Source organism: Streptomyces sp. NPDC002784 (assembly GCF_053592135.1).
This window is the reverse complement of record NZ_JBSFVD010000021.1, coordinates 61369-76454: the sequence shown is the minus strand read 5'-3', so window position 1 is coordinate 76454 and position 15086 is coordinate 61369. Positions and strand designations below refer to the sequence as shown.

Genomic DNA, 15086 nt, shown 5'->3' with positions numbered 1-15086 from the left:
CCAGTCTGTCACTCTGTCGGCGTCGACTGAGGCGAATTCGTCCGAACCGCTCGGGGAGCTGTCCATGGGGGCCATTCCGGCGCAACGGGAGACCGCTTCCCGTGCCTCCGGCGCGCCTGCGCGCGATGGCGCGCGCCCGGGTGCGTGGGCCTGCGCCACCCTGCCGGGAAGCCCCCTCGCGCCCGGTTCCGCCCGCGCCCTCGTGCGGGCCGCGCTCGCCGAGTGGGCCGACCTCGGCCTGCCCGGCACCCAGGCGCATACCCGCCGCCTCGCCGACGACGCCGTCCTGGTGGTCAGCGAACTCGTCACCAACGCCGTCGTCCACGCGGGCACCGAGATCGAGCTGGTCTGCCGGACGGAGGAGGAGACCGGCACGATCGTCGTCGAGGTCTCCGACCACCACCCCGCGCGCGCCCCGCGCGACGGCGCGTCCGAACCGGCGCACGGCACGGCGGAGTACGGGCGCGGACTGACCCTGGTGGCCCGGCTCGCCGAGTGCTGGGGCGTGACGTACCGCACCGGCGTGAAGACGGTGTGGGCCCGGCTGCCCGCCGAGGAGGAGCCCGACGAGCACGCGGCGCCCACCGGCCCGCCCCCCTTCCCGGTACGGGGCCCCGGTCCGGGACGGCCCGAGCGGGACCGGGACTGGCTCCACCGGGGTGCCCTGTCCTTCCTCGCCGAGGCCTCGGACCTGCTCGCCGGACAGCTCGACGAGGATCTGGTCGCCGCCCTCACCGGGCAGCTGCTGGTGCCCCGGCTCGCCGACTGGTGCGCGGTGTGGCTGGAGGACGAGTTCACCGGGCGCGGCCGGTCCCCGCACGGCACCCCGGGCGCCGGGCCCCGCCTCGCCCGGGTCTGGCACGGCAGCGAGAACCGCATCGAGGACCTGCGCCGGGCACTGGAGAAGGAGCCGCCGCACCCGCCGGACGACCCGGGCTCCGGGCCCGTGCCGCACCCGTGGCCCGGCCAGGCGCTGGGGGAGCACGAGCCGGTCGGCACGGCCCTGGCGTACCGCCTGGTCGCGGGCGGCCGGCCGCTGGGCACGCTCGTGATCGGGCAGTCCGGACCCGAGGGGTTCCCCGACGAGGTCACCGGGCTGGTGGAGGACCTCGGCCGGCGGGTGGCGCTGGCCATCGGCGCGGCCCGGCAGTACGCCCGCCAGGCCACCATCAGCGCGGTCCTCCAGCGCGGGCTGCTGCCCGGCGCGGTCGCCGAGATCCCGGGCGTGCGCAGCGCCCTCGTCTACGAGCCCTGCGACAAGGGCGGCCCGAGCGGCGACTTCTACGACGTCTTCCCGGCCGGCGCCGGCCGCTGGTGCTTCGCCGTGGGCGACGTCCAGGGCAAGGGCCCGGAGGCGGCGGTGGTGATCGGCCTGGCCCGCCCCTGGCTGCGGCTGCTGGCCCGCGAGGGGTACCGGGTACCGGACGTGCTGGACCGCCTCAACCAGCTCCTCCTCGACGACGCCACCGAGGCCGCCGACGCCCGGGCGCGCGCCCTGGTCGGCCCGGCGGCACCGGGCGACGGCCCGCAGACCCGTTTCCTGTCCTTGCTCTACGGCGAGCTGGTCCCCTTCGACGGGGGCGTGCGCTGCACCCTCGCCTCCGCCGGGCATCCGCTGCCGCTGCTGCTCGGGCCCGACGGGGGCGTCCGCACGGTCGCGCGGCCGCAGACCCTGCTCGGGGTCATCGAGGACGCCACGTACACCAGTGAGACCTTCGCGCTGGGGCCCGGGGACAGCCTGCTGTGCGTGACGGACGGGGTGACGGAGCGGCGCAGCGGATCGCGCCAGTTCGACGACGGCGACGGGCTCGCTGCCGCGCTCGCCGGGTGCGCCGGGCTCAGCGCGCAGTCGATCGCCGAGCGGATCCGGCGGCTCGTGCACGACTTCGGGGGACGGCCGCCGGAGGACGATCTGGCGCTGCTGGTGCTCCAGGCCGAGTAAGGGCGCGGGGTGCTGGACAATGGAACGCATGCCTTCCGCACTCCCCGACGGCGAGCCGGTCCCCGACGACGGCGCGCTGCCCGCCGCCGCGCTCGCCGGCGCCGCCGACCGCCCGCTCGGGTTCTATCTGCACGTCCCCTACTGCGCGACCCGCTGCGGGTACTGCGACTTCAACACCTACACCGCGACCGAGCTGCGCGGCACGGGGGGCGTGCTGGCGTCCCGCGACAACTACGCGGACACCATGACCGACGAGATCCGGCTCGCCCGCAAGGTCCTCGGCGACGACCCCCGCGAGGTCCGGACGGTCTTCGTGGGCGGCGGTACGCCGACCCTGCTGGCGGCGGACGATCTGGTCCGGATGCTGCACGCGATCCGCGACGAGTTCGGCCTCGCGCCGGACGCCGAGATCACGACGGAGGCGAACCCGGAGTCGGTGGACCCGGCGTACCTGTCGGCGCTGCGGGAGGGCGGGTTCAACCGGATCTCCTTCGGCATGCAGAGCGCGAAGCGGCATGTGCTGCAGGTGCTGGACCGCACGCACACGCCGGGGCGGCCGGAGGCATGCGTGGCGGAGGCCCACGCGGCGGGCTTCGAGCAGGTGAACCTGGACCTGATCTACGGCACGCCCGGCGAGACGGACGACGACTGGCGGGCCTCGCTGGACGCGGCGATCGGCGCCGGCCCCGACCACATCTCCGCGTACGCCTTGATCGTCGAGGAGGGCACGCAGCTGGCCCGCCGGATCCGCCGGGGCGAGGTCCCGATGACCGACGACGACGTCCACGCCGACCGCTACCTGATGGCGGAATCCGTGCTGTCGTCGGCGGGCTTCGACTGGTACGAGGTCTCGAACTGGGCGACCTCGGAGGCGGGCCGGTGCCGGCACAACGAGCTGTACTGGCGCGGCGCCGACTGGTGGGGGGCCGGTCCCGGGGCGCACTCGCACGTGGGCGGGGTGCGCTGGTGGAACGTGAAGCATCCGGGGGCCTACGCGGCGGCCCTGGCGGCGGGCCGGTCCCCGGGCGCCGGCCGGGAGCTGCTCCCGGCGGAGGACCGCCGCGTCGAGCGGATCCTGCTGGAGCTGCGCCTGCGTGAGGGCGTCGCGCTGTCCCTGCTGCACGAGGCGGGCCTGGCGGCCGCCCGGCGGGCACGGGCGGAGGGGCTGCTCCAGGAGGGCCCCTACGAGGAGGGCCGCGCGGTACTGACGCTCCGGGGGCGGCTGCTGGCGGACGCGGTGGTCCGGGACCTGGTGGACTGATCGCTCCCAAGGCGGGTCCCGGCGCCCTCGGGGCGTCAGGCCCCGCCGCTGTCCGTGACGAAGTCGATCAGTTCCTCGACTCTCCCCAGCAGCTCCGGCTCCAGGTCCTTGTACGAGTTCACCCGCGCCAGAATCGCCTGCCACACCGCGCCCGTGTTCTCCGACGGCCACCCGAGCGCCCGGCACACGCCCGTCTTCCAGTCCTGCCCGTGCGGCACCCGCGGCCAGCCCGGGATGCCCAGGGACGACGGCTTCACCGCCTCCCAGATGTCGATGTAGGGGTGGCCCACGACCAGCGCGTGATCGCTGGTCACCTGCTGTGCGATGCGCCACTCCTTGGTGCCGGGCACGAGGTGGTCCACCAGCACCCCCAGCCGCGCGTCCGGCCCCGGCGCGAACTCCGCCACGATGCCCGGCAGGTCGTCGACGCCCCCCAGGTACTCCACCACCACGCCCTCGACGCGCAGGTCGTCGCCCCAGACCTTCTCCACCAGTTCCGCGTCGTGGCGGCCCTCGACGTAGATCCGCCCGGCGCGGGCGACCCGCGCGCGTGCCCCGGGCACGGCGACCGAGCCGGAGGCGGTACGGGCGGGGCGTGCCGGAGATCCCGAGGACGGGCGTACCAGCGTCACCGCCCTGCCCTCCAGCAGGAACCCGCGCGGCTCCAGCGGGAACACCCGGTGCTTGCCGAAGCGGTCCTCCAGGGTCACCGTGCCCGCCTCGCAGCGGATCACCGCTCCGCAGAAGCCGGTGCCGGGCTCCTCGACCACCAGGCCGGGCTCCGCCTCGACCTCGGGGACCGGCTTGGGCTTCTTCCACGGCGGGGTCAGGTCCGGAGAGTACTGGCGCATTCGGATGACGATAGGAGAAGCGCCGGACCAGGTCCTACGACACGCCGAAACGGGCCGCCAGCGCGTCCCGCTGCGCCCGCACGAACGCCGCGTCCACCACCGCCCCGTGACCGGGCACGTACAGCGCGTCCTCGCCGCCCAGCGCCAGCAGCCGGTCCAGCGCCGCCGGCCACCGCGACGGTACGGCGTCCGGGCCGGCCTGGGGGTCGCCCGACTCCTCCACCAGGTCGCCGCAGAAGACGACCTCCGGGGAGCCGGGGACCAGGACCACCAGGTCGTGGGCCGTGTGGCCGGGGCCCACGTTCGCCAGCAGGACCTGGCGGCCGGGGCCGAGGTCCAGGGTCCACTCGCCGGAGACGTGATGCCGGGGCGGCGTGAGGACGTCCACCGCCTCGTCGGCCGCGCGCGCGTCCAGCCCGTGGCGCACCGCGTCCGCGCGCAGCGCCGCCCGGCCGTGCGGCCCGTACACCGAGTCGATGCCCACCGCGCCGTAGACCTCCGCCTCCGCGAACGCCGCGGCCCCGAGGACATGGTCGAAGTGGGGATGCGTCAGCGCGAGATGCGTCACACGGTGACCGGCGAGCGCCTCCGCCCGCATCCGCAGCCGGGCCCCCTCGGCCAGGCTCGACCCGGCGTCGACCACCAGCGCCTTACCCTCTCCGACGACCAGGCCCGCCGTACAGTCCCAGCCGGGCAGCCGGCACCGGCCCACCCCGGCCGCGACCCGCTCCCATCCCAGCTCTTCCCAAGTCACCGTCATACCGCGACGCTAGCTGTACGACCCATCACAGCAGGACCGACCTTGCCCGGGGAGTGCCCCACCGCCGTACACTGGGCCGGGAACGCTGGCACTCGGGCGGACCGAGTGCCAGGCGAAGGGCCCCGGGGGACTGGGGGTGCGACTTCTGGAGGTGTGCGCGGATGCTGAGTGAACGCAGGCTGCAGGTGCTGCGCGCCATCGTCCAGGACTACGTGGGCACCGAGGAGCCGGTGGGGTCGAAGGCCCTGACCGAGCGGCACAACCTCGGCGTCTCCCCGGCGACCGTCCGCAACGACATGGCGGCGCTGGAGGACGAGGGCTACATCGCCCAGCCGCACACAAGCGCCGGGCGCATCCCGACCGACAAGGGCTACCGGCTCTTCGTCGACAAGCTGGCCGGCGTCAAGCCGATGACCGCGCCCGAGCGGCGGGCCATCCAGAACTTCCTGGAGGGCGCCGTCGACCTCGACGACGTGGTGGCCAGGACGGTACGGCTGCTCGCGCAGCTCACCCGGCAGGTCGCCGTCGTGCAGTATCCGTCGCTCACCCGGTCCACCGTGCGCCATGTCGAGCTGCTCTCGCTCGCCCCCGCGCGCGTGATGCTGGTGCTGATCACGGACACCGGGCGGGTCGAGCAGCGGATGGTCGACTGCCCCGCGCCGTTCGGCGAGGCGTCCCTGGCCGATCTGCGGGCCCGGCTGAACAGCCGGATCGCGGGCCGGCGCTTCACCGATGTGCCGACCCTCGTCGAGGACCTCCCCGAGGGCTTCGACATGGAGGATCGCGGCACGGTCTCGGCCGTCCTCTCCGCGCTGCTGGAGACGCTGGTCGAGGAGAACGAGGAGCGGCTGATGATCGGCGGCACCGCCAATCTCACCCGCTTCGGACATGACTTCCCCCTCACCATCCGGCCCGTCCTGGAGGCACTGGAGGAGCAGGTCGTGCTCCTCAAGCTCCTTGGCGAGGCCGGGGATTCGGGCATGACCGTACGCATCGGTCACGAGAACGCCTACGAGGGACTCAACTCCACGTCCGTGGTCTCGGTCGGCTACGGTTCGGGCGGCGAGGCAGTCGCCAAGCTCGGCGTGGTCGGACCGACCCGCATGGATTACCCGGGAACGATGGGAGCGGTACGCGCAGTGGCACGGTACGTCGGACAGATCCTGGCGGAGTCGTAAGTGGCCACGGACTACTACGCCGTTCTCGGCGTGCGTCGCGACGCGTCGCAGGAAGAGATCAAGAAGGCCTTCCGGCGGCTCGCGCGCGAGCTGCACCCGGACGTCAACCCCGATCCGAAGACCCAGGAGCGGTTCAAGGAGATCAACGCCGCTTACGAGGTGCTCTCGGACCCGCAGAAGAAGCAGGTCTACGACCTCGGCGGCGACCCGCTGTCCCAGGCGGGCGGCGCGGGCGCCGGCGGCTTCGGCGCGGGCGGCTTCGGGAACTTCTCGGACATCATGGACGCGTTCTTCGGTACGGCGTCGCAGCGCGGGCCGCGCTCGCGCACCCGCCGGGGCCAGGACGCCATGATCCGGCTGGAGATCGAGCTCGACGAGGCCGCCTTCGGCACCACGAAGGACATCCAGGTCGACACGGCGGTCGTCTGCAACACCTGCAGCGGCGAGGGCGCCGCGCCGGGGACCTCCGCGCAGACGTGCGACATGTGCCGCGGGCGCGGTGAGGTGTCGCAGGTGACGCGGTCCTTCCTGGGCCAGGTCATGACCTCGCGGCCGTGTCCGCAGTGCCAGGGCTTCGGCACCGTGGTGCCGACGCCGTGCCCGGAGTGCGCCGGTGACGGCCGGGTGCGGTCCCGCCGTACGCTCACGGTCAAGATCCCGGCCGGTGTCGACAACGGCACGCGGATCCAGCTCGCCGGTGAGGGCGAGGTGGGCCCGGGCGGCGGTCCGGCCGGTGACCTCTACGTCGAGATCCACGAGCTGCCGCACGCGCAGTTCCAGCGGCGCGGCGACGATCTGCACTGCACGGTGACGCTCCCGATGACGGCGGCGTCCCTCGGCACCAAGGTGCCGCTGGAGACCCTCGACGGCCTGGAGGAGGTCGACATCCGCCCGGGCACCCAGTCCGGCCAGTCGATCCCGCTGCACGGCCGGGGCGTCACGCATCTGCGCGGCGGCGGCCGGGGCGACCTGATCGTCCACGTCGAGGTCCAGACCCCGAACAAGCTCGACCCGGAACAGGAGCGTCTGCTCCGCGAACTGGCCAAACTGCGCGGCGAGGAACGGCCCCAGGGCCAGTTCCAGCCGGGGCAGCAGGGGTTGTTCTCGCGGTTGAAGGATGCTTTCAACGGGCGCTGACGCGGGGTGGAGGCGCTGTCGCGGGATGCCTTCGGCGGGCGCTGACGCCTGGCGCCGGCTCTGGGTCCTGTCGTACGGACGGGTGGATTCGGAGTTGTTCGGAGGACGTGACAACATGCCGTCATGTCCTCCGCACTGACCGATCTTTTTCCCCTTCCGATCGTGCAGGCCCCCATGGCGGGCGGCGTCTCCGTGCCGGCCCTCGCCGCTGCCGTGGCCGAGGCCGGCGGGCTGGGGTTCCTCGCCGCCGGGTACAAGACCGCCGACGGCATGTACCAGGAGATCAAGCAGTTGCGGGGGCTCACCGGCCGCCCGTTCGGCGTGAACCTCTTCATGCCGCAGCCGGAGTACGCGGACGCGGCGGCCGTCGACGTGTACGCCCATCAGCTCGCCGGAGAGGCCGGCTGGTACGAGACCGAGCTGGGGGACCGCGACAGCGGGCGGGACGACGGCTACGAGGCCAAGCTCGCCGTCCTGCTCGACAACCCGGTACCGGTGGTCTCCTTCCACTTCGGCGTGCCGAGCAGTGACGTGCTCGACTCCCTGCGCCGGGCCGGAACCTTCACCCTCGTCACCGCCACCACCGCCGACGAGGCCCTCGCCGTCGAGCGGGCCGGTGCCGACGCGGTGATCGCGCAGGGCGTCGAAGCCGGCGGCCACCAGGGCACGCACCGCGACAACCCCGAGACCGACGGCACCGGCATCGGCCTGCTGTCGCTCCTCGCCCAGATCCGCGAGACCGTCGCCCTCCCCGTGGTCGCCGCCGGCGGCATCATGCGCGGCAGCCAGATCGCCGCCGTGCTCGCCGCGGGCGCGAGCGCCGCGCAGCTCGGCACCGCGTTCCTCGCGACTCCCGAGTCCGGCGCCCACGCGGTCCACAAGCAGGCGCTGACCAACCCCCTGTTCGTCCGTACGGAGCTGACGCGGGCGTTCTCCGGCCGCCCCGCGCGCGGGCTCGTCAACCGCTTCCTGCGCGAGCACGGCCCCTACGCCCCCGCCGCCTACCCCGAGATCCACCACCTCACCTCGCCGCTGCGCAAGGCCGCCGCCAAGGCGGGCGACGCGCAGGGCATGGCGCTGTGGGCGGGGCAGGGCCACCGGATGGCACGGGAGCTGCCCGCCGGCCAGCTGGTCGAGGTCCTCGCGGCCGAACTCGCCGCCGCCAGGACAGCGTTGTCGGCCGCCCAGGAAGGCGGTGCGGGACGATGACGGCTCCGGTGTTCGTGGTCGAGCGCCTCGACGCGGCCCCCGGCGGACGGTACGTCCTGGAGGGGCCCGAGGGCCGCCACGCGGTCTCCGTGAAGCGGCTGCGCCCCGGCGAGGACGTCGTCCTCACCGACGGCGCCGGGCACTGGGCGGAGTGCGCGGTGCTGGAGACCGAGGGCAAGGACCGGCTGACCGTCCGGGTGGACTCGGTCGCCGAGGAACCCGGGCCGCGGCCCCGCATCACCGTCGTACAGGCCCTGCCCAAGGGCGACCGGGGTGAGCTGGCCGTCGAGACGATGACCGAGGTCGGGGTCGACGGGATCGTGCCGTGGTCGGCGTCCCGCTGCATCACGCAGTGGAAGGGCGAGCGGGGACTGAAGGCGCTGGGCAAGTGGCGGGCCACCGCGCGGGAGGCCGGCAAGCAGTCCCGGCGGGTCCGCTTCCCCGAGGTCGCGGACGCGGCAACGAGCAAGCAGGTCGCGGCACTTCTGGCGAAGGCCGACTTCGCCGCCGTACTCCATGAGAGCGGCACCGAGCCGCTGGCCGCCGCCGAACTGCCCGCGCAGGGCGAGATCGTGCTGGTCGTCGGGCCCGAAGGGGGCGTGTCGCCGGAGGAGTTGGCGCTGTTCGAGGAGGCCGGGGCGCGGCCGTACGTGCTCGGCCCGACCGTCCTGCGCACCTCGACCGCCGGAACGGCGGCGGCGGCCCTGCTCCTCACCCGCACCGGCCGCTGGGGCTGACCACCCCGGGGAGCCCGCTGCCGACCGGCCCTAGCAGTACGTCGCCGGCAGGAGTTGGACGTCCTCCCTGCGGACCGCGAAGGACTCCTGGCGGGGGCCCTCGTGGCGGGACGGGTCCCAGAGCCAGATCCAGTCGGTCGCGGTGCCGAAGGACAGGACGGGGTGGTCGGTGGGAGCCGGGCCGTTGTCCACGGCCAGGGGCTTGGCCGGGTCCACCGGGCGGACGCAGACGAAGTGGGCGTAGACGCCGAAGTAGTCGGGCGGGCGCTTGCCGTCGTGGGCGACGTTCTCCGCGGCCCGGCCCGCCGCGCTCGCCGCGTCGCGGGTGCCGATGCCGATCGCGGTGAGGGCGAAGACCACGCCCAGCAGGGTGGCCAGGACCGCGGCGAAGAGGCGGTTGCTGCCGTCCCGGCCCAGGTGGAAGTGGCGCAGCCAGCCGATGACCGCCACGAAGAACACCGCGCTGCCCAGGGCGAGTCCCATGGGCTCGGCCGCCGCCAGGTACCGGCCGAGGCTGGACACGGGCACCGTGTCCGCGCGGATGTCGAACCGGTCCAGGTACGCCGCGTGCATCTGCCCGCCCAGCCAGCCCACCAGCGACCACAGCACCGGCACCGACAGCGGCACCAGCCAGGCCGCGTGCCGGGTGAAGAAGGTACGGCGGAGGGCCAGCACCACTCCGGCGCCCGTGAACAGGCCCAGCGCGAGCAGCAGCAGCGCCGCCCACAGCTGACCGGGGCTGCTGCCCTGACCGACCAGCGCCCCGAACGCGGCCAGCGCCGTGGTGCCCGCGATTCCCGCCGCCCACTGCACCCCGCGGCCACGCGTCCGCGTCTCCTTGGCGGTCCGCCCCAGCGGCAGCGCCCCCGCCGGACTGAGCAGCGCCGGCAGCAGCTTCCAGGCGCCCTCAGCCCAGACGACGTACATCCCGCAGACCATCGCGAGCAGCAGGCCCGCCGTCGCCGCCCACAGCCACACCAGGCGGACCCGGCGCTCGTGCGGGGTCTCGTCGCGCGGCGGGTCCGCGTCCGAGTGGCCCGGCACCCGCAGGGCGTGCGCCGCCGGGTCGTAGGGGCGGCCGCCCAGGGCGCGCGCGGCCAGTTCGGCCTCGGCCGCCTCCCGGGACCGCGGCCCCGCCGGGACGGTCACCGCCCGCTGCTCGTCGGCCCCGCCGAGCCAGATCCACACCCGCCCGAGCGTCGGCAGCGCGCGGTGCAGGTAGTACGTCGTCCGGGCGGGCCGCTCGTGCTCGACCAGCGCCGCGTCCCGTGCCCAGGCGCCCAACTCGGCCTGCCGGGTGAGCCGTTCGACCTCCATGGTGGCGGTGCGCAGCGCGCCCAGGCGGGCCCCGTGCAGCCGGACCTCGACGACGAGGGTGGTCCGGTGCGCCGGGGCGGGCGCCGCCTCCTCGCCCTCCGCGGGACGCACGGCCCAGCCCCGCTCCTCGAACAGGGCGGTCACGTAGGCCACTTCGTCCGGCTGGTCGACCACGTCGACGAGCATCCGCACCCGGCGCCGGTGCGGCGGCGCGGGCGGTCCGGCGGCCGGGTCCGCCGCGGGCTCGGGGCCCTGCTGCGGTTCGCCGGGGACGCGCGGTCCCGGCAGGAGTCGGGGCGAGCGGATCCGCGGGGGTGTCAACGGTCCTCCGGTAGAGGGGCAGTTGGCCGGCACTCGATTGTGACGTGCGGGAGTGCTGAGTGTCCGTATGCGCTCTACCGCAGCGAGCCGGACGGTGGCAGGCTGCCCTCCATGGGGGTGTTGAGGCGGATTTGGGGTCGCCCGCGCGGGGCGCGCGTGGCGGGTGCGGCCGGACTGGTCGTCCTCGCCGTCGGCGGGACGGCCGCGTGCGAGGGCGGCGGCATGAGCACCGCGTCCATCGCGTGGACCACCGACCAGACGGTGAGCCGGGAACTGGAGCGCCAGAAGGCGGAGGTCCAGTGGCTCACCTGCACGGCCTCCTACGGCGATGACGGCGATGACGGGGACGGTTCGACTCCGGACGCGGCCGAACAGACCGTCGCCGAGGTGGAGTGCACCGGCAAGACCAAGGACGGCGAGGACATCACCGTCGACGGTCTCGTCACCCGGGCGACCGACGGCAAGTGCGTGCGCGGTCACCTCACCGCGAAGGTGGCCGGCAAGGTCTGGTTCGAGGTCGACGGGCTCGGCGACTGCGAGGGAACCCCGTCCCCGGTGGCCCCGCCCAGCAGCGACGGACCGGGGCAGCCCGGACCCACCGTCACGGTGACCGTCACCAAGACGCTGTACTGCAAGGAGGATCCGCAGTGCTGGCCCGAGGGCAAGTGAGGGAGTGATCGCAAACCCCTTACCCGAGGTCATGCGGGTGCGTAGGGTGATCGGGTGACTCAGCCTGCCGCCGCCTATCTCCGCTATCCGCATCCGCACGGCGAGTTGGTCGCCTTCACCGCCGAGGACGACGTCTGGCTCGCCCCCTTGGACGGCGGCCGGGCCTGGCGGGTCAGCGCCGACAACATGCCGGTCTCGCTGCCGCGCATCTCGCCCGACGGCGCCACCGTCGCCTGGACCTCCAGCCGCGACGGCGCCCCCGAGGTGCACACCGCCCCCGTGTCCGGCGGCCCCTCCACCCGCCTGACGCACTGGGGCGCCCGCACCCGGGTGCGCGGCTGGACCTCCGACGGCGACGTCCTCGTGACCAGCAACCGGGGCCGGGCGAGCCGCGACCGCACCTGGGCGCACGCCGTCCCGCTCGACGGCGGACCGTCGACGACCCTGCCGTACGGCGTCGTCGGGGATGTGGCCCTCGGGCCGCACACCGTGCTGCTGTCCGCGACCATGAGTCTCGAGGCGGCCCACTGGAAGCGCTACCGGGGCGGCCGGATGGGCAAGTTGTGGATCGACCGGGAGGGGCAGGGCGAGTTCGTCCGGCTGCACGAGGACCTGCACGGGAACATCGAGCACCCCGTCTGGGCCGGTGACCGCATCGCCTTCCTCAGCGACCACGAAGGCGTCGGCGCGCTCTACTCCTCCCTCGCCGACGGCACCGACCTGCGCCGCCACACCCCCCTCGACGGCTTCTACGCCCGCCATGCCGCCGGTGACGGCACCCGGATCGTCTATGCCTCGGCCGGTGAACTCTGGCTGCTGGACGACCTGGACGGCGCCGAGCCGCGCCGCCTCGACATCCGGCTCGGCGGCCAGCGCACCGACCGCCGCCCGCATCCGGTCAGCGCCGCCCGCTGGTTCGGCGCCGCGGCCCCCGACCACACCGGGCGCGGCAGCGCCGTCCTGGTGCGCGGCGCGATCCACTGGGTCACCCACCGCTCCGGACCGGCCCGTGTGCTCGCCGCCGAACCCGGCGTACGGGCCCGCAAGCCCCGCACCTTCCGCGTGGACGGCGAGGAGTGGGTGGTGTGGGTGACCGACGCCGAGGGCGACGACGCGCTGGAGTTCGCCCCGGCGACCGGACTCGCCCCGGGCGCGACCCCGCGCAGGCTCGCCGCCGGACAGCTCGGCCGCGTCCTCGGCCTGGCGGTGGCCCCCGACGGCAGCCGGGCCGCCGTCGCCTCGCACGACGGACGGGTGCTCCTGGTCGAACGGGAGACCGGTGAGGTCCGCGAGGTCGACCGCAGCGAGGACGGCGATGTCTCCGGACTCGTCTTCTCCCCGGACTCCGCCTGGCTGGCCTGGTCGCACCCCGGCCCCAGCCCGCTGAGCCAACTGCGCCTCGCCAACACCACCGACCTCTCGGTCACCGAGGCCACACCGCTGCGCTTCCAGGACTACGCGCCCGCGTTCACCCAGGACGGCAAGCACCTGGCGTTCCTCTCGGCGCGCTCCTTCGACCCGGTCTACGACGAGCACGTCTTCGACCTGGCCTTCGTGGCCGGTTCCCGCCCCTACCTGATCACGCTGGCCGCTGTGACGCCGTCGCCGTTCGGACCGCAGCGGCACGGGCGCCCCGTCGACGCGCCCGACAAGGACGAGACACCGGACAGCGAGGGCGCCCCGGCCACCCGGATCGACCTCGAAGGGCTCGCCGACCGGATCGTGCCGTTCCCGGTCGAGGCCGCCCGCTACACCGGCCTGCGCGCCGCCAGGGACGGCCTGCTCTGGCTGCGCCACCCCGTCACCGGCGAACTCGGCTCGTCCCGGGCCGCCCCGGACGACCCGGACCCCAAGTCCGAGCTGGAGCGCTACGACCTCGTCCAGCAGCGCGTGGAGCATCTGGCCGCCGACGCCGACCACTTCGAGGTCAGCGGCGACGGCAAGCGGGTGCTGCTGTGGACCGAGGGCCGGCTCAAGGTGGTCCCCAGCGACCGGCGGGCCTCGGGCGACGAGGACAGCGACTCCAACATCACCGTCGACCTCGGCCGGGTCCGGCAGGTGATCGACCCGGCCGCCGAGTGGCGGCAGATGTACGAGGAGACCGGCCGCATCATGCGGGACCACTTCTGGCGCCCCGACATGAGCGGAGTGGACTGGGCGGCGGTGCTCGACCGCTACCGCCCGGTCCTTGACCGGCTGGCCACCCACGACGACCTGGTCGACCTGCTCTACGAGGTCCAGGGCGAACTCGGCACCTCCCACGCCTACGTCATCCCGCGCGGCGGCTCCGGCGCCGGAGCCCGCCAGGGTCTGCTCGGCGCGGACATCTCCCGCCGCGAGGACGGCACCTGGCGCATCGACCGCGTCCTGCCGTCGGAGACCTCCGACCCGAACGCCCGCGCCCCGCTCGCGGCACCCGGGGTCGCGGTCCGGGCGGGGGACGCGATCGTCGCGGTGGGCGGAGTGCCGGTCGACCCGGTGACCGGCCCCGGCCCCCTGCTGGTGGGCACGGCGGGCCGGCCCGTCGAACTGACCGTGTCCCCGGCGGGCGGCGGCGAGCTGCGGCACGCGGTGGTGGTCCCCGTGGCCGACGAGGAGCCCCTGCGCTACCACGACTGGGTGGCCGACCGCCGGGCCTACGTCCACGAACGCTCCGGCGGCCGCCTCGGCTACCTCCACGTCCCCGACATGCAGGCGCCGGGCTGGGCGCAGATCCACCGGGACCTGCGGGTCGAGGTCACCCGCGAGGGCCTGATCGTCGACATCCGGGAGAACCGGGGCGGCCACACCTCCCAACTGGTCGTGGAGAAGCTGGCCCGCCGGATCGTCGGCTGGAGCGTCCCCCGGGGCATGCGCCCCGCCAGCTACCCCGAGGACGCCCCGCGCGGCCCCGTGGTGGCGGTGGCCGACGAGTTCTCCGGCTCGGACGGCGACATCGTCAACGCCGCGATCAAGGCCCTGGGCATCGGCCCCGTGGTGGGCACCCGCACGTGGGGCGGAGTGGTCGGCATCGACAGCCGCTACCGCCTGGTCGACGGCACCCTGATCACCCAGCCGAAGTACGCGATCTGGCTGGAGGGTTCCGGCTGGGGGGTGGAGAACCACGGGGTGGACCCGGACGTGGAGGTGGTGCAGCGCCCGCAGGACTACGCGGCGGGCCGGGACGCCCAGTTGGACGAGGCGGTACGGATGGCGCTTGAGGCGCTGGAGAGCAGTCCGGCGAAAACTCCCCCGGGTATGCCCACCTAGGGGCGCGGGGAACTGCGCGACCAGCCACCAAGGACTCGCACCCGCCGACGATACGATGCCCCCGAATCATTGGGCGCACCCCTCCGGAGGGAACCGCATGGCAGGAGAACCCCAGGACGACTGCCTGTTCTGCAAGATCGCAGAAGGCCACGTCCCCGCGACCGTAGTCCGCGAGACGGACACCACCGTGGCGTTCCGCGACATCAACCCCCAGGCGCCCACCCACATCCTGGTCATCCCCAAGGCCCACTACCCGAACGCTGCCGAACTCGCCGCCGCCGCACCGCAGTTGGCCGCCGACGTCCTGGGTGAGACCGGAGAAGTCGCCGCACAGGAAAAGCTCGACTCCTACCGCGTCGTCTTCAACACCGGCGCCGGCGTCGGCCAGACCGTCTTCCACGTCCACGCCCATGTCCTCGGCGGCCGTGGCATGCAGTGGCCCCCCGGGTAACGAG

At 74.2% G+C, this 15086-nt stretch carries 12 protein-coding genes; 9 read left to right on the top strand and 3 right to left on the bottom strand.

The genetic code is table 11. From position 1 onward, the window contains the following. Window positions 1-64 precede the first annotated feature (64 nt). Together ACWD1Z_RS29120 and hemW are read left to right on the top strand one after the other, a co-directional pair. On the top strand, window positions 65-1942 hold the full coding sequence (locus ACWD1Z_RS29120) for a SpoIIE family protein phosphatase (protein ID WP_451122569.1): 1878 nt from the start codon (window positions 65-67) through the stop codon (window positions 1940-1942). A 28-nt stretch (window positions 1943-1970) separates the two neighbouring features. Next, complete coding sequence (gene hemW / locus ACWD1Z_RS29115; RefSeq protein WP_451122567.1) at window positions 1971-3203, top strand: radical SAM family heme chaperone HemW; 1233 nt, start codon at window positions 1971-1973, stop codon at window positions 3201-3203. A 35-nt stretch (window positions 3204-3238) separates the two neighbouring features. On the opposite strand, the gene ACWD1Z_RS29110 is transcribed toward hemW, so the two are convergent. Both ACWD1Z_RS29110 and ACWD1Z_RS29105 read right to left on the bottom strand, forming a co-directional pair. Further along, complete coding sequence (locus ACWD1Z_RS29110; protein ID WP_451122565.1) at window positions 3239-4054, bottom strand: DUF3097 domain-containing protein; 816 nt, start codon at window positions 4052-4054, stop codon at window positions 3239-3241. A gap of 34 nt (window positions 4055-4088) precedes the next feature. Next, window positions 4089-4814 (bottom strand): MBL fold metallo-hydrolase, encoded by a 726-nt coding sequence (locus tag ACWD1Z_RS29105; protein WP_451122563.1) that lies wholly within the window; start codon window positions 4812-4814, stop codon window positions 4089-4091. A 161-nt stretch (window positions 4815-4975) separates the two neighbouring features. On the opposite strand from ACWD1Z_RS29105, the gene hrcA reads away from it, so the two are divergent. The 4 genes from hrcA to ACWD1Z_RS29085 all read left to right on the top strand — a co-directional run bounded on the left by hrcA (window position 4976) and on the right by ACWD1Z_RS29085 (window position 9075). Then, the gene (hrcA, locus tag ACWD1Z_RS29100) at window positions 4976-5992 is read left to right on the top strand and encodes a heat-inducible transcriptional repressor HrcA (protein ID WP_389416089.1); all 1017 of its coding nucleotides are present in this window, start codon (window positions 4976-4978) and stop codon (window positions 5990-5992) included. Beyond that, complete coding sequence (gene dnaJ / locus ACWD1Z_RS29095; protein WP_250075151.1) at window positions 5993-7129, top strand: molecular chaperone DnaJ; 1137 nt, start codon at window positions 5993-5995, stop codon at window positions 7127-7129. A 123-nt stretch (window positions 7130-7252) separates the two neighbouring features. After that, a complete protein-coding gene (locus tag ACWD1Z_RS29090) occupies window positions 7253-8338 on the top strand; it encodes a nitronate monooxygenase (RefSeq protein WP_451122560.1) in 1086 nt (361 codons plus the stop codon). Next, complete coding sequence (locus ACWD1Z_RS29085; RefSeq protein ID WP_451122558.1) at window positions 8335-9075, top strand: 16S rRNA (uracil(1498)-N(3))-methyltransferase; 741 nt, start codon at window positions 8335-8337, stop codon at window positions 9073-9075. The genes ACWD1Z_RS29090 and ACWD1Z_RS29085 overlap by 4 nt, the downstream gene beginning before the upstream one ends. Before the next feature lie 30 nt (window positions 9076-9105). Here the strand turns inward: ACWD1Z_RS29085 and ACWD1Z_RS29080 are convergent, their stop codons facing one another. Then, a complete protein-coding gene (locus ACWD1Z_RS29080) occupies window positions 9106-10713 on the bottom strand; it encodes a hypothetical protein (protein WP_451122556.1) in 1608 nt (535 codons plus the stop codon). Window positions 10714-10824: 111 nt separating this feature from the next. On the opposite strand from ACWD1Z_RS29080, the gene ACWD1Z_RS29075 reads away from it, so the two are divergent. The 3 genes from ACWD1Z_RS29075 to ACWD1Z_RS29065 all read left to right on the top strand — a co-directional run bounded on the left by ACWD1Z_RS29075 (window position 10825) and on the right by ACWD1Z_RS29065 (window position 15082). After that, window positions 10825-11382: a hypothetical protein gene (locus tag ACWD1Z_RS29075; RefSeq protein WP_451122554.1), complete on the top strand. Its 558-nt coding sequence runs from the start codon at window positions 10825-10827 to the stop codon at window positions 11380-11382. Window positions 11383-11436: 54 nt separating this feature from the next. Further along, a complete protein-coding gene (locus ACWD1Z_RS29070; protein ID WP_451122552.1) occupies window positions 11437-14631 on the top strand; it encodes a S41 family peptidase in 3195 nt (1064 codons plus the stop codon). Between the two features lie 97 nt (window positions 14632-14728). Continuing rightward, window positions 14729-15082: a histidine triad nucleotide-binding protein gene (locus ACWD1Z_RS29065; protein WP_451122550.1), complete on the top strand. Its 354-nt coding sequence runs from the start codon at window positions 14729-14731 to the stop codon at window positions 15080-15082. Window positions 15083-15086: the final 4 nt, after the last annotated feature.

Coding starts and splice junctions, on each gene's coding strand:
- ACWD1Z_RS29085 (WP_451122558.1), top strand. CDS start 8,335: ATGACGGCTCCGGTGTTCGTGGTCGAGCGCCTCGACGCGGCCCCCGGC.
- hemW (WP_451122567.1), top strand. CDS start 1,971: ATGCCTTCCGCACTCCCCGACGGCGAGCCGGTCCCCGACGACGGCGCG.
- ACWD1Z_RS29105 (WP_451122563.1), bottom strand. CDS start 4,814: ATGACGGTGACTTGGGAAGAGCTGGGATGGGAGCGGGTCGCGGCCGGG.
- ACWD1Z_RS29110 (WP_451122565.1), bottom strand. CDS start 4,054: ATGCGCCAGTACTCTCCGGACCTGACCCCGCCGTGGAAGAAGCCCAAG.
- ACWD1Z_RS29120 (WP_451122569.1), top strand. CDS start 65: ATGGGGGCCATTCCGGCGCAACGGGAGACCGCTTCCCGTGCCTCCGGC.
- ACWD1Z_RS29065 (WP_451122550.1), top strand. CDS start 14,729: ATGGCAGGAGAACCCCAGGACGACTGCCTGTTCTGCAAGATCGCAGAA.
- ACWD1Z_RS29075 (WP_451122554.1), top strand. CDS start 10,825: ATGGGGGTGTTGAGGCGGATTTGGGGTCGCCCGCGCGGGGCGCGCGTG.
- hrcA (WP_389416089.1), top strand. CDS start 4,976: ATGCTGAGTGAACGCAGGCTGCAGGTGCTGCGCGCCATCGTCCAGGAC.
- ACWD1Z_RS29090 (WP_451122560.1), top strand. CDS start 7,253: ATGTCCTCCGCACTGACCGATCTTTTTCCCCTTCCGATCGTGCAGGCC.